At 71.5% G+C, this 12,012-nt stretch carries 9 protein-coding genes; 6 read left to right on the top strand and 3 right to left on the bottom strand.

The features are described from left to right. Positions 1 to 28: 28 nt before the first annotated feature. Together lexA and ACJ73U_RS12510 are read left to right on the top strand one after the other, a co-directional pair. The gene (gene lexA, locus ACJ73U_RS12515) at positions 29 to 682 is read left to right on the top strand and encodes a transcriptional repressor LexA (RefSeq protein ID WP_407777788.1); all 654 of its coding nucleotides are present in this window, start codon (positions 29 to 31) and stop codon (positions 680 to 682) included. Positions 683 to 744: 62 nt separating this feature from the next. Beyond that, positions 745 to 1,491, top strand: a complete 747-nt coding sequence (locus tag ACJ73U_RS12510; RefSeq protein ID WP_407777745.1) for an SDR family oxidoreductase — start codon at positions 745 to 747, stop codon at positions 1,489 to 1,491. Here the strand turns inward: ACJ73U_RS12510 and ACJ73U_RS12505 are convergent. Continuing rightward, entirely contained in the window at positions 1,488 to 2,576 is a 1,089-nt protein-coding gene (locus ACJ73U_RS12505) for a polyketide synthase (protein WP_407777744.1), read from the bottom strand. The two genes, ACJ73U_RS12510 and ACJ73U_RS12505, sit on opposite strands and share 4 nt — an antisense overlap. A 770-nt stretch (positions 2,577 to 3,346) precedes the next feature. Here ACJ73U_RS12505 and ACJ73U_RS12500 point away from each other — a divergent pair. Continuing rightward, the gene (locus ACJ73U_RS12500) at positions 3,347 to 6,235 is read left to right on the top strand and encodes a BTAD domain-containing putative transcriptional regulator (protein ID WP_407777743.1); all 2,889 of its coding nucleotides are present in this window, start codon (positions 3,347 to 3,349) and stop codon (positions 6,233 to 6,235) included. 62 nt (positions 6,236 to 6,297) lie between these two features. Here the strand turns inward: ACJ73U_RS12500 and ACJ73U_RS12495 are convergent, their stop codons facing one another. After that, positions 6,298 to 6,498 carry a hypothetical protein gene (locus tag ACJ73U_RS12495; protein ID WP_407777742.1) on the bottom strand — a complete coding sequence of 67 codons (201 nt, stop codon included), beginning with the start codon at positions 6,496 to 6,498 and terminating at the stop codon, positions 6,298 to 6,300. Positions 6,499 to 6,745: 247 nt separating this feature from the next. On the opposite strand from ACJ73U_RS12495, the gene ACJ73U_RS12490 reads away from it, so the two are divergent. From ACJ73U_RS12490 to ACJ73U_RS12480, 3 genes are read left to right on the top strand one after another with little or no spacing between them, the layout of a single operon-like run. Beyond that, the gene (locus ACJ73U_RS12490) at positions 6,746 to 7,600 is read left to right on the top strand and encodes a hypothetical protein (protein WP_407777741.1); all 855 of its coding nucleotides are present in this window, start codon (positions 6,746 to 6,748) and stop codon (positions 7,598 to 7,600) included. Positions 7,601 to 7,614: 14 nt separating this feature from the next. Continuing rightward, entirely contained in the window at positions 7,615 to 8,487 is an 873-nt protein-coding gene (locus tag ACJ73U_RS12485) for a BTAD domain-containing putative transcriptional regulator (protein ID WP_407777740.1), read from the top strand. A gap of 34 nt (positions 8,488 to 8,521) precedes the next feature. Continuing rightward, a complete protein-coding gene (locus ACJ73U_RS12480) occupies positions 8,522 to 11,227 on the top strand; it encodes an AAA family ATPase (RefSeq protein WP_407777739.1) in 2,706 nt (901 codons plus the stop codon). 2 nt (positions 11,228 to 11,229) lie between these two features. Here ACJ73U_RS12480 and ACJ73U_RS12475 read toward each other — a convergent pair whose 3' ends face one another. Continuing rightward, positions 11,230 to 12,006, bottom strand: coding sequence for a thioesterase II family protein (locus ACJ73U_RS12475; RefSeq protein ID WP_407777738.1), 777 nt, complete (start codon positions 12,004 to 12,006; stop codon positions 11,230 to 11,232). Positions 12,007 to 12,012: the final 6 nt, after the last annotated feature.

Here is a 12,012-nt window from a genome sequence, read left to right as displayed (position 1 = left end):
TGGGTCGTCGGGGCGTGCCTCTACGATGCTGCGGGTGTACGACGATCTTGACGGGTTCGACGACGCCTCGTCCCTGCCCGAGCGGCAGCAGCGAATCCTGGCGACCATCCGGGACTGGGTGATCAGGCACGGGTACTCGCCGAGCACGCGGGAGATCGGCGAGGCGGTCGGGCTGCGGTCGCCGTCGTCGGTGTCGAAGCACCTGACGAGCCTGGAGGAGAAGGGGTACCTGCGGCGCGGCAGCACGGTGTCCCGCCCCATCGACGTACGCGCGTTCCTGGGCACCGCACCCAGGGAGGCGGCCGAGGACTCGGTGCCCGTGCCGGTGGTCGGCGACATCGCGGCGGGCGTGCCCATCGCGGCCGAGGAGCACGTCGACGACGTCCTGACGCTCCCCCGCGAGCTGACCGGCCGGGGCAACGTCTTCGGCCTGCGCGTCCGCGGCGACTCGATGGTCGACGCGGCCATCTGCGACGGCGACATCGTCGTGGTGCGCCAGCAACAGGAGGCCCACTCCGGCCAGATCGTCGCCGCGATGATCGACGGCGAGGCGACGGTGAAGGTGTACCGGCGGCGTGACGGCCACGTGTACCTCGAGCCGCGCAACCCGGCGTACGACGTCATCGACGGCGACCGCGCCGTGGTGCTGGGCGTCGTGGCCTCGGTACTGCGCAGCGTCTGACGGCGCCGTAGCGGGACGATCTCCGGTCCGGATAGCGTGAGGACGGGAGAAAGGGGATCACCATGCGGATCGCGGTGGCCGGGGCGACCGGCAACATCGGGGCGCTCACCGTCGCAGTGCTCACCAAGGACGGGCACGACGTCGTGGGGATCAGCCGGTCGCTCGGCGTCGACCTGCTGACCGGTTCCGGGCTCGACGAGGCGCTCGCCGGGGTCGAGGCGGTCATCGACGTGACCAACGGGCCGGCCGCTGAGCGGGACGCCGCGGTGCGGTTCTTCGCCACCACCACGCGGAACCTGCTCGCCGCGGAGGAGAAGGCGGGTGTCCAGCACCACGTGCTGCTGTCGATCGTCGGGATCGCCGACGTCGAGGGGAACCCGCACTACGCCGGCAAGCGGGAGCAGGAGCGGCTGGTCGGCGAGGGACCGGTGCCGTGGACGATCGTCCCGGCCACCCAGTTCCACGACTTCGCCGCGATGGTCGCGGACTGGACCGAGCAGGACGGCGTCGCCACGATCGCGCCCCTGCTCGTGCAGCCGATCGCACCCGCGGACGTGGCCACGATCCTCGCCGAGATCGCCACCGGCCAACCGCGGGGGCGGTACGTGGACGTCGCCGGGCCGGAGACCCAGGACCTGGTCGACATGGCGCGGCGCACCAACACCGCCCGCGGCCGCGACATCAGGCTCGTGCCCACCTGGGCCGGTCCGTTCGACACCTCGATGGCCGGCAACGTCCTGCTCCCCGCCGAGAACGCCCGCCTGGCACCGACGACCTTCGACGACTGGCTCGGCACACAAGGAGGCTAGGCAGCGGTCAGGACCGTGTGCGGGGGGAACGCCGTGGTCGACGGGTGGGCGTCCGGTGCGGGGGCCTGTTCCAGGATCACGTGGGCGTTGGTGCCGCACACGCCGAAGGACGACACGGCGGCGCGGCGCGGGTGGTCGCCCGCCGGCCACGCGCGCGTCTCGGTCAGCAGCTCGACCCCGCCGGCCGACCAGTCGGCCCGGTCCGGCGCCGCGGCCACGTCCAGTGTCCTGGGCAACACGCCGCAACGCATCGCCTGCACCATCTTGAGCACGCCGGCGATGCCGCACGCCGCCTGGGTGTGCCCGATGTTCGGCTTGATGGAACCGAGCCACAGCGGCTCACCGCCGGCGCGTCCCTGGCCGTAGGTCGCCAGCAGCGCCCTCAGCTCGACCGGGTCGCCAAGTCCCTCGGCCACGTCGATGTCCCGGGTGGACAGTCCGGCCGAGCCGAGTGCCTGGCGGATCACCCACTTCTGCGATGGACCGCGGCTCGTCCCGTCCTGGTTCACCGCGGAGCTGCGCACCAGCGCCAGGATCGCGTGCCCGTTGCGGCGTGCGTCGGACAGCCGCGCCATCACCAGCACACCGATGCCCGTGTCCGCGATGCCGCCGACGAGCGCGAGTGCGCAGTCGCCCCGACGCAGCGCCTGACCGGCGCGGTGCATGGCGACCAACGACGACGACCGCTCGACGGCCATGTCCGCCGCCAGGCCCGGCAGGTAGGAGTAGACACTGCCGCCCTCGCGGTCGCTCCCGGACGTCACACCGCTGAACATCCCGGTGCGGCCGCCCGCCAGCACCGCGGCCGGAATGCGGGCCCGCGCCAGCGCCTCCCGCGTCGCGGCCAGCAGCATGCGGCGCTGCCGAGGACCGGGCGCCAATGCCTCCCGCACCAATCCGCCGATTCCGTACCGGCCTTCCGACACGAATTCCCACAAACGTTCCGGTGACGAGATACCGCCCGGGTAGCGGCAGGCCATGCCCACGATGGCGACGGGTTCCGCACCCGGCGCCGGGTCGCGAACCGCCCGAACAACGGTGGCGGCTCGGCTGGGGTGGCGGGGCACCTTCACTTCGCCGTTCATTCGAGTCCTCTCGATTCCACATAGTGTGGAAATGGCGCCCGAAAATGGTCGGTCACCATTTGCGTCGACCCGTCGACGACGGATCGTCTGTTCGAACGCTACGATTTCTCGAACTCACGACCCAACCCCTAACACCCCCACAAGCGCCCGGTCGGAACCCCGGCAGGGTGGGCGCCGGGAACCGGGTGGGCGTGCCTCCGCGGAGCACGAGCCGGTGCCCCTTTTCGGGCGAACAGGCGGCCTAACGCGTGGCAGAGCCCGATTGGCCCGCGGATGATCTTGAACCGGCACTGTGGTACGAAAACGCCAGGCGTGCTACATCACCACAAAAGGGACGTTACACGTTATCGACACATACGGAGCAGCACGCACAATAGGGAAATGGTCACGCACTCCTGTAATGGATTCCGCACGCTCTGTAGCCGCAGTTTTTTCGTGTATTACGCCTCCGTTAGAAGATGATCGTGTTCCTGGTGAGCCGGGCACCCGAGGGGTTAAGCTGTAACCTCGGGCGGAACTACAGGCTGTGCGGTGGGGGCCTCATGGTGCTAAAACTCCTCGGCCCCGTGGAGTTGATTTGCGGCAGGCGGTCACTCTCCATTGGTGGTCCGAGGCAACGGGTCGTGTTGGCCATGCTCGGTCTCAACGCGAACCGCGTAACACCGATAGACCATCTGGTGGAAGCGCTTTGGAGCACTGAGCCGCCGTCCACAGCGAGAGGTCAGATCCAGACCTGTGTATCCAGCCTGCGAAAATTATTCGGGCCGGGTGTGCACCCCGGAGAGATCCGGACCCGGCCGCCCGGCTACCTGCTCGACATCCCCACGTCAGACCTGGACACCGAAGAGTTCACCCACCTGACCGCGACCGCCCGGACCAAGGCCGATGCGGGCGATCTCACCGAGGCCGCCGCGATCCTCCGGCAGGGGCTCGCGCTCTGGCGCGGTCCCGCACTCGCCGATGTGGACAGTGAGCTGGTCCAGCGCGCGGCCGCCAAGTTCGAGGACGCCCGCCTGAGCGCGATCGAGGAACGGATCCGGCTCGACCTCGCGCTCGGCCGCCACCAGTCCCTCAACGGCGAGCTCGCCACGCTGGTCGACGAACACCCGCTGCGGGAACGGCTGGCCGAGTTCCGCATGCTCGCGCTGTACCGGTCCGGCCGGCAGGCCGACGCGCTCGAGGTCGGCAGGCGCACCCGCGCCGTCCTGGTCGAGGAGCTCGGCGTCGACCCGGGGCCGGACCTGCAGAAACTGGAAGCGGCGATCCTCAACCGCGACCCCATGCTGGACCTGCGCACCACAGTTGTCGTCGAACCGCCCGCGCACGAGCTGGTGCCGGAGCGGCAACCCGCGCCGGCGCCACTGTCCTCGCCGCGCCAGCTCCCGGGCAGCATCGCCGACTTCATCGGCCGCGAGGACAACATCGAGGAGATCAAGCAGCTCCTGTCCGGTGACCCGACCGACTCCTACGCGCTGCGGATCGTCTCCATCTCCGGCAGGGGCGGGGTCGGCAAGTCCTCGCTCGCGATCCGGGTCGCGCACGAGCTGGCGAGCGCCTTCCCCGACGGCGTGCTCTTCGGCAACCTGCAGAACCCCGGCGAGGGCGACCCCACCTCGGAGCTGCTCGCGCGGTTCCTGCGCGCGCTCGGCGTCAACGGCCCGTCGATACCGGAGGGCCTGTACGAGCGGGCCCAGCTGTACCGGAGCAAGGTGGCCGGCAGGCGGTTGCTGGTCGTGCTCGACGACGTCACCAACGAGGAGCAGGCGCTGCCGCTGCTGCCCGGCGACCCGAGCTGCGCGGTGATCACCACCAGCCGGATGCGGCTCTCCGGCCTGTCCGGCGCGCACTGGGTGGACGTCGACGAGTTCGACACCGACGGGGCGATGGACCTGCTCGTCAAGATCATCGGTCCGGCGCGGGTGCGAGCCGAGGAAGATGCCGCGGCCGAGCTGGTGCGGCTCTGCGGGGGACTGCCGCTGGCCCTGCGCATCGTCGGCGCCCGGCTCTCCTCCCGCCCGCACTGGCAGATCGCCTCGCTCGTGCGCCGGCTGCTCGACCAGGCGCGCGGGCTCGACGAGTTCTCCTTCCGCGGGGTCGGCCTGCGCCTCAACATCGACCAGACCTACCGCGGCATGAACGCCGCGGCGCAGCGGCTCTTCCGGCTGTTCACGGTCGTCCGCGCCGCCGAGTTCCCGGAGTGGACCGCCGCCGCGCTGCTCGACATGGACCCCATCGACGCCACCGACGTCCTGGAGAGCCTGGTCGACGTCCGGCTGCTGGACACCATCGAGTACCCGGGCGAGCGGGTCCGCTACCGCTTCCACAGCCTCGTGCGCATCTACGCCAACGAGCAGCTGATGGAGGTCGAGTCGGAGGCCGAGCGGACGGCCGCGCTCACCAGGGTGCTCGGCGGCTGGCTCGCCCTCGCCGAGGACACGCACCGCAAGGAGTACGGCGGGGACTACACGATCCTGCACGGCGACGCGCCGCGGTGGCGTCCGCCGGACGACGGGTACGGCGTGCCGGAGCGCAACCCCATGGACTGGTGGGCCGCGGAGCGCGGCTCGCTGGTCGCGGCCGTCCGGCAGGCGGCGAGCGTCGGCATGGACGAGCTGTGCTGGGACCTCTCCCTCACGCTCGTCACGTTCTTCGAGGCCAGGGGCTACTTCGACGACTGGCGGGAGAGCGCGCAGCTCGGGCTCGCGGTGTGCGAGAGCACCGGCAACCGCACCGGGACCGCGGCGATGCTGTACTCGCTCGGCACGATGCACATGTACCAGAAGCGGCTGCCCGAGGCCGAGCAGCAGTTCCAGCTGGCGACCAAGATGTTCGAGGTCGACGGGAACGTCCACGGCCTCGCGCTCGTGCGGCGCAACCTCGCGCTGATCGACGGCCTGTCCGGCAAGTCGCGGGCCATGCTCGCGAAGTACCAGGACGCGCTGTCGATGATGCGCCAGGTCGGCGACCGCATGGGCGAGGCCCACATCCTGCGCAGCGTGGCGAACTACTGGGCGCAGGAGGGCGACCACGAGACCGCGCGGACCATGCTCGAGGAGTCGCTGGCCATCTGCCAGGAGGTCGAGTGCCTGCGCGGCGAGGCGCAGGTGCTGCACCGCATGGCCTACCTGCACCTCAAGACCGGTGAGGTCGAGCTCGCCAGCCTCGAGTTCAACCAGGTGCTGCTCATCGTCCGCGCGATCGGCGACCGCATCGGGCACGTCTACGGGCTGTACGGCCTCGGCGTGGTCCGGTGGCGGGAGGGGCAGCTGGACGGCGCGGAGTCGGCGTTCGAGCTGGCGCTGTCGGCGGCGAAGGAGATCAGGGAGCGGCTCATCGAGGGCCAGGCGCTGTGCGCGCTCGGTGGCATCAGGCTCGCCCGCGGCGACGCCGGGACCGGAATCGCACAGCTGGAGGAGGCGGGTCGGCTCTTCGCGGAACTGGGTTCCTCGTTACTGCACGCGAAGACTCTGATCCTGCTTTCCCGTGTGCATTCCGAGAATGGTGACCGACCGGCCGCCGCGCGGTTGCTCGAACAGGCCAGGCAGCTGCTCTCCTGCCTCGACTCCCCGGAGGCGACCCGGCTGCTCGCACAGCTGGACGGGATGACCTCCCCACTGCCCAGCGGCGAGATCGCCTCGCTGTCCCTCGTCTACGACTGACCACAAGGGAATGTGACGCCCCGCCCGGCCGGCAGGCGCCACATCCGTTGGCAGGTCGGGGTTCACCAGTGCATGTCGTCCGTCTTGACACACACGCCCAGGTCGATCGACCAGTGCATGTCGGCGGGGCACGTGGTGGTGACGATCCAGTGCATGTCGTCGGTGTCGGCCGAGGCGAGCCCGCTCGCCGCGCCGAGGGCCGCTCCCGCGGCCGCCGCGATCATCGAGACCCGGACGATGTTGGTCCTGACGGTGTTGCGCATCCTGTCCACCCCTTCGGCGTGCTGCTGTTGTGGTGAACAGTTGAGCTGGAGTCACTCTTGATTATCTCTTGAGCGACTCTCAAGCGACCGATAGAAACGCATTTCGCCAGCTCTCTCGAAACGCTCTCGGAACTCCGGGAGAACTTCTCCCAACCGACCAACAGAGATTCAGGAGAGGTTCGAGAGAACGACTCAACAGAATCTCAGTCAGTCGTGTAGTACAGGGACGTCGATCACGGAGGAGTCCATGCTCCACCTCGGTGCCGACGAGCTGTCAGGCGCGCTGGAGGGCATCCAGCCGCTGGACGTGCTCGCCGAGGAAACAGCGGCCAGAACCGCACAGCCCGCGCACACCGCGGAAGGCGAGGGTTGGCGGCTGTCCCCGTGGCCGGGTGGCGCGGCCGGCGCACCGGAGCAGGTGCTGCTGGAGGAGCACCGCTCGGGGATCGCCTGCGTCCTGCCCGCGGCCGGGCTGCGTGGCTGCCGGGCCGCCGTGCTGACCAGGGTGGCCGCGCGGGAGCTGCTCAACCCGGACGCGGGGCGCGCGGCCGTGCTCGGTTGCGGCGCGGCCACGGACCTGCAGCTCGTCATGATCGCGCGGCACCTGCCGAGCATCCGCCAGGTCGCGGTGTGCCCGGTGCAGGCCGAGCACGGCTGCCCCATCGAGCAGCGGACGCTCGACGAGATCGACCTGGCCGGGGTGCGCCTGACCCTGCCGCCCGACGCCGCGGCGGCCGTGGCCGACGCGGACCTCGTGGTGGTGGCGTGCACCGCGGCGAGCTGGCCGGCCGGCGTGCGCCCGCGCCCCGGCGCGGTCGTGGTGAACGCGGCCAACCAGGACCTGCCGGACGAGCTGGTGGACGCGGCGGACGAGCTGTACGTCGACGACCTCGAACCGGCCGGGGAGGAGCGCCGCCGCACGCGGCGCGGGATCGACGCCGACCTCAACCAGGTGCGGACCGGGGAGCACCCGGGCCGGACCTCGGCCGAGCACGTCGTGCTGGTGGAGCTGCTGACCGCGGACCGGCTGGACGTCGAGCTCGCCCGCCTGCTCTACCGGGCCGCGGTGGAACGCGGCCTGGGCAACCAACGGCTGGACTGAACAAGGAGAGAGCCATGAAGGTAGAGGTCAGGATCCTCGGACCGCTCGAGGTGTCCGTCGACGGCGAGTCGGCCGTGCCCAGCGCGAACAAGCCGAGCAAGGTGCTGGCGTTGCTGGCGCTCAACGTCGGTCACGTCGTCACCGCGCCGACGCTGATCGAGGAGATATGGGATCAGCACCCGCCGCGAACATGCTTGTCCACGCTGCAGACCTACGTGCTGAAGGTGCGCAAGAAGTTCCAGGACGCGGTCGTGGCGGCGGGCGGCGACCCGGCCACCGAGATCGTGCTCACCAGGCGCAACGGGTACCTGCTCGACGCGGACCCCGACGACGTCGACGTCACCCAGTACACCCGGCTGTCCAAGGCCGGCCGGCGCGCGGCGAACATGGGTGACCACGCCAACGCCTCGCGGCTGCTCGGCTCCGCGCTGACCCGGTGGACCGGCTCCGCGCTGGCCGACGTTCTCCTCGGACCGCACCTGTCCATCGAGGCGGCCCAGCTGGAGGAGAGCCGGCTCGGCGACCTCGAGCTGCGGATCGACGCGGACCTGCACCTGGAGCGCCACCACGAGCTGCTCGGCGAGCTGGCGATGCTGTGCGCGCGGTACCCCATGCTGGAGAGCTTCCACGCGCAGTACATGCTCGCGCTGTACCGGTCCGGCCGGCAGTGGCGTGCCCTGCAGACCTACCGCGAGTTCCGCGCCACCATCGCCGACCAGCTCGGCATCGAGCCATCACCCCGGCTGCAGCGGCTGCACCACGCCATCCTGCGCAGCGAGTCCGAAGTGGACGACCCGAACTTCGTCAGCGGCAGGTGGACACCGGGACGCGTGCCCGAGGCCCACGCCCCGTCGGGCACGGACGTCGCGGCCGTTTCCCGGCGCTGAACCGGTCCACCGCGCGCACCACCAGGGGACCACCATGCTCCTCATCGAACGAGAGAACCAGTTGGCGGCGCTCGCCGCCGGGCTCCACGCGGCCAAGGTCGGCAAACCGACGCTCACCGTGGTGCGCGGGCCGGTCGCCTGCGGCCGGACCGCACTGCTGCGCACCTTCCTCGACAACCTCACCGACCCGGCCGTCGTGCTGCGGGCGAACGCCAGAACGGCCGAACGGGACGTGCCGCTCGGCGTGCTCGGCCAGCTGCTGCACACCACGGCGCTACCCGCGGCCCGCAGGGACAGGCTGCTCACCGACCTCGCCGCCGCCGACCGGTCCCCCGACGCGGTCGACCCGGCTCTGGAGCTGCGCATCGCCGGCACGGTGCTCGACCTCGCGACGCGCACCCCGGTGCTGCTCGTCATCGACGACGCCAACCACACGGACGCGACGTCGCTGCGGTACCTGCTGCACCTGACCAGGCGCCTCGTCGGCGCCCGGGTGCTGGTCGTGCTCGGCGAGTCCGGGCCGCCCTGGCCGGCCATCGCCGCCGACTACACCGCGTTCACCAGGCAACTGAGCTGCCAGGTGGTCCACGTGGGCCCGCTGTCCGAGGCGGGCGTCGCCCAACTGGCCGGCACGGACGCGGGCGCCATGGCCTGGTTCGCCGCGACCGGCGGGAACCCCTTGCTGGTCGGCGCCCTGGCGTCGAACGGCCACAACCCCACCGACACCACGACGGCCCTGCGTGCGGCGATGAGCGAGCTGCTGCGCACCTGTGACGAGGACGGCAAGGCGGTGGCCCACGCCGTCGCGGTGCTCGGCACGCAGTCGACCCTGCCCCGGCTCGCCGCGGTGCTCGGCGCCTCGGAGTCCGAGGTGGACGTCCAGGTGCGGGTGCTGGCCGCGGCCGGGCTGCTCGACGGCGAGCGGTTCCGCGACCCCGCGTTGCGCGACGCCACGCTGGCCGACGTGCCCGACCCCACCGCGCGGCGATTACACGAGGCCGCGGCGCGGCGACTGCACGCCGACGGCGTGGATCCCCGGGTGATCGCCGAGCACCTGCTGGCCACCGGCGCGCCGGAGGGTCCGTGGGCGATCGGCGTGCTCGAGGACGCCGCCGCACAGGCGTGGCTCGCCGGTGACCGCGCCGCGGCCGTCAGCCTGCTGGAACTGGCGCACGCGTGGTGCGCCGAACCGGTCGGCAAGGCGGCGCTCCTCGCCGCGCTGACCGGGGCCGCCTGGCTGGTGAGCCCGACGACGGCGAGCCGGCACCTGCCCGCGTTGCGTGAGGCGGCGCTCGCCGACCACCTGCCGGTGAAGTTCCGCGGCACGCTGGTCAGCCAGCTGCTGTGGCACGGCCGGCAGGACCAGGCGGTCGAGCTGGTCAACCACTGGGAGCGCGGTGCGGCGGCCGACCCGGGCGAGGCCGCCGGGCAGGCCTCCCGCCTGGTCCGGCTGACCGTGTCCGCGACCTATCCCCCGCTGCTCGCCAGGCTCGCGCCCGGCGGACCGCCCGCGCCGGCCGGCACGGTCGGTTCCGTCCCGGTCGACACCCGCCTGCAGGCCGCGACCGTGCTGGCCGCGGTGCTGGCCAGGGGCGCCACGCCGGCCACCGTCAGCCAGGCCGAGCAGGTGCTGCAACGGGTCCGGCTGCGCGAGCACGAGCCGACCGCGCTCGAGTCGGCACTCGACGCGCTGCTCTCGTTGCTGTACGCGGAAAGACCGGATCTCGCGGAGCCCGCGTGCGACCGGTTGCTCGCCGAGCCGGACGAGCGGATCGCGCCGACCTGGCGGGCGCAGCTGCTGTCCGTGCGGGCCGAGCTGTCCCTTCGCCGCGGCTCGCTCAACCAGGCCGCCGACGGGGCACGGGCGGCCCTGACCCTGCTGCCGGCGGCCGGTTGGGGCACCACGGTCGGCTTCCCGCTGGCCACCCTGATCACCGCGAACACCAGGATGGGCCGGCACGAGGAGGCCGCCGAGGCGTTGCGCACCCGGGTGCCGGACGAGCTGGTGAAGACCCGCTACGGGCTGCACTACCTGCACGCGCGCGGGATCCACCAGCTCGCCACCGACCAGTTGTTCGCCGCGCTGGCCGACTTCCTGTCCTGCGGTGAGCTGATGCGGGCGTGGGGCATCGACCTGCCCACGCTGGTGCCGTGGCGTGCGAGTGCCGCGTCCGCGTGGCTGCGGCTCGGCAACGCGGACGCGGCACGGAAACTGGTCAGCGAGCAGCTGGCCCGCCAGGGCGGTGAGCGGGGCCGCTCACTCGGCATCGTGCTGCGCCAGCTGGCCGCGGTCAGCGAACCCCCGCAACGGGTGTCCATCCTGACCGAGGCCATGGAGATCCTCGACGCGGCGGGCGACCGGTACGAGCTGGCGTACACCCTCGCCGACCTCGGCAAGGCGCAACAGGTCCTCGGCGCGTTCAGCCGCGCGCGGATGGCCGCCCGCCGCGCCTGGCACGCCGCGCTGGACTGCGACGCGATCCCGCTGTCCAACACGGTCCGGCCCGCGCTGGCCGGCGAGGACACCGACGACACCGACCTGACCGGGGTCGCCGCGCTCTCCGAGGCGGAGCGGCGGGTGGCCGCGCTGGCCGCGCAGGGTTACACCAACAGGGAGATCTCCTCGAAGCTGTTCGTCACCATCAGCACCGTGGAACAGCACCTGACGAGGTCCTACCGGAAACTCGGCGTGCGGCAACGCACCGAGCTGCCGGCCAGCCTGTACGCGGAGGTGGTATGAGCTCACGCGGACAGTGCCCGGCGCGCCGCGCCGTCGGCCACCTCGCGTACCGCCGCGGCGACGGCGCTCCGGTTCTCGTTGTCCTGCAGGTAAAAGTGGCCACCGGGAAACACCTCCAGCTCGAAGTCACCCGTGGTGTGCGCGGCCCACGCCCGCGCGTCGGCGATGCTGGTCTTCGGATCGGCATCCCCGGTCAGCGCGACGATCGGACACGGCACCGTGACGCCCGGCGCGCAGTGGTAGGTCTCCACCGCGCGGTAGTCGGCCCGGATCGCCGGCAGGATCATCGACAGCAGCTCCACGTCCTCGAGGAGCACCCCGGAGGTGCCGTTGAGCTTGGCCAGCTCGGCCACCACACCGGCGTCCGGCAGCCGGTGCACACCGTGGTCGACATTGCGCGCCGGCGCGGTTCTCGCCGAGACGATCAGTGCCGCGGGCGGTCTGCCGGCCGCGGTCAGCCTGCGGGCCAGTTCGAAGCCGACCGTCGCGCCCATACTGTGTCCGAAGAGGACCAGTGGGTCGGCCTTGGTCAGGGCGACGAAGATCGCGTCGGCCAGCTCCGGGATGCTGTCGACGCACCGTTCGGCACGCCGGTCCTGACGGCCCGGGTACTGCACCGTCCGGACGTCGACCCAGGGTGAGAGTGTGTCGGACATCGGGTAGAAGTAACTCGCCGAGCCACCCGCGTGCGGCAGGCACAACACGACCGGCGCGTTCTTGTTCGCCGGGTGGAACCTACGCACCCAGGCTTCTGGGCTGCTGTTCACTCGCGTGTTCACGGAGAT

It is taken from the genome of Actinophytocola sp., assembly GCF_045807065.1.
Taxonomy (GTDB): Bacteria; Actinomycetota; Actinomycetes; order Mycobacteriales; family Pseudonocardiaceae; genus Actinophytocola.
This window is presented reverse-complemented; position numbering and strand designations above follow the sequence as displayed.

Coding starts and splice junctions, on each gene's coding strand:
- ACJ73U_RS12510 (WP_407777745.1), top strand. CDS start 745: ATGCGGATCGCGGTGGCCGGGGCGACCGGCAACATCGGGGCGCTCACC.
- ACJ73U_RS12505 (WP_407777744.1), bottom strand. CDS start 2,576: ATGAACGGCGAAGTGAAGGTGCCCCGCCACCCCAGCCGAGCCGCCACC.
- ACJ73U_RS12495 (WP_407777742.1), bottom strand. CDS start 6,498: ATGCGCAACACCGTCAGGACCAACATCGTCCGGGTCTCGATGATCGCG.
- ACJ73U_RS12490 (WP_407777741.1), top strand. CDS start 6,746: ATGCTCCACCTCGGTGCCGACGAGCTGTCAGGCGCGCTGGAGGGCATC.
- ACJ73U_RS12485 (WP_407777740.1), top strand. CDS start 7,615: ATGAAGGTAGAGGTCAGGATCCTCGGACCGCTCGAGGTGTCCGTCGAC.
- ACJ73U_RS12480 (WP_407777739.1), top strand. CDS start 8,522: ATGCTCCTCATCGAACGAGAGAACCAGTTGGCGGCGCTCGCCGCCGGG.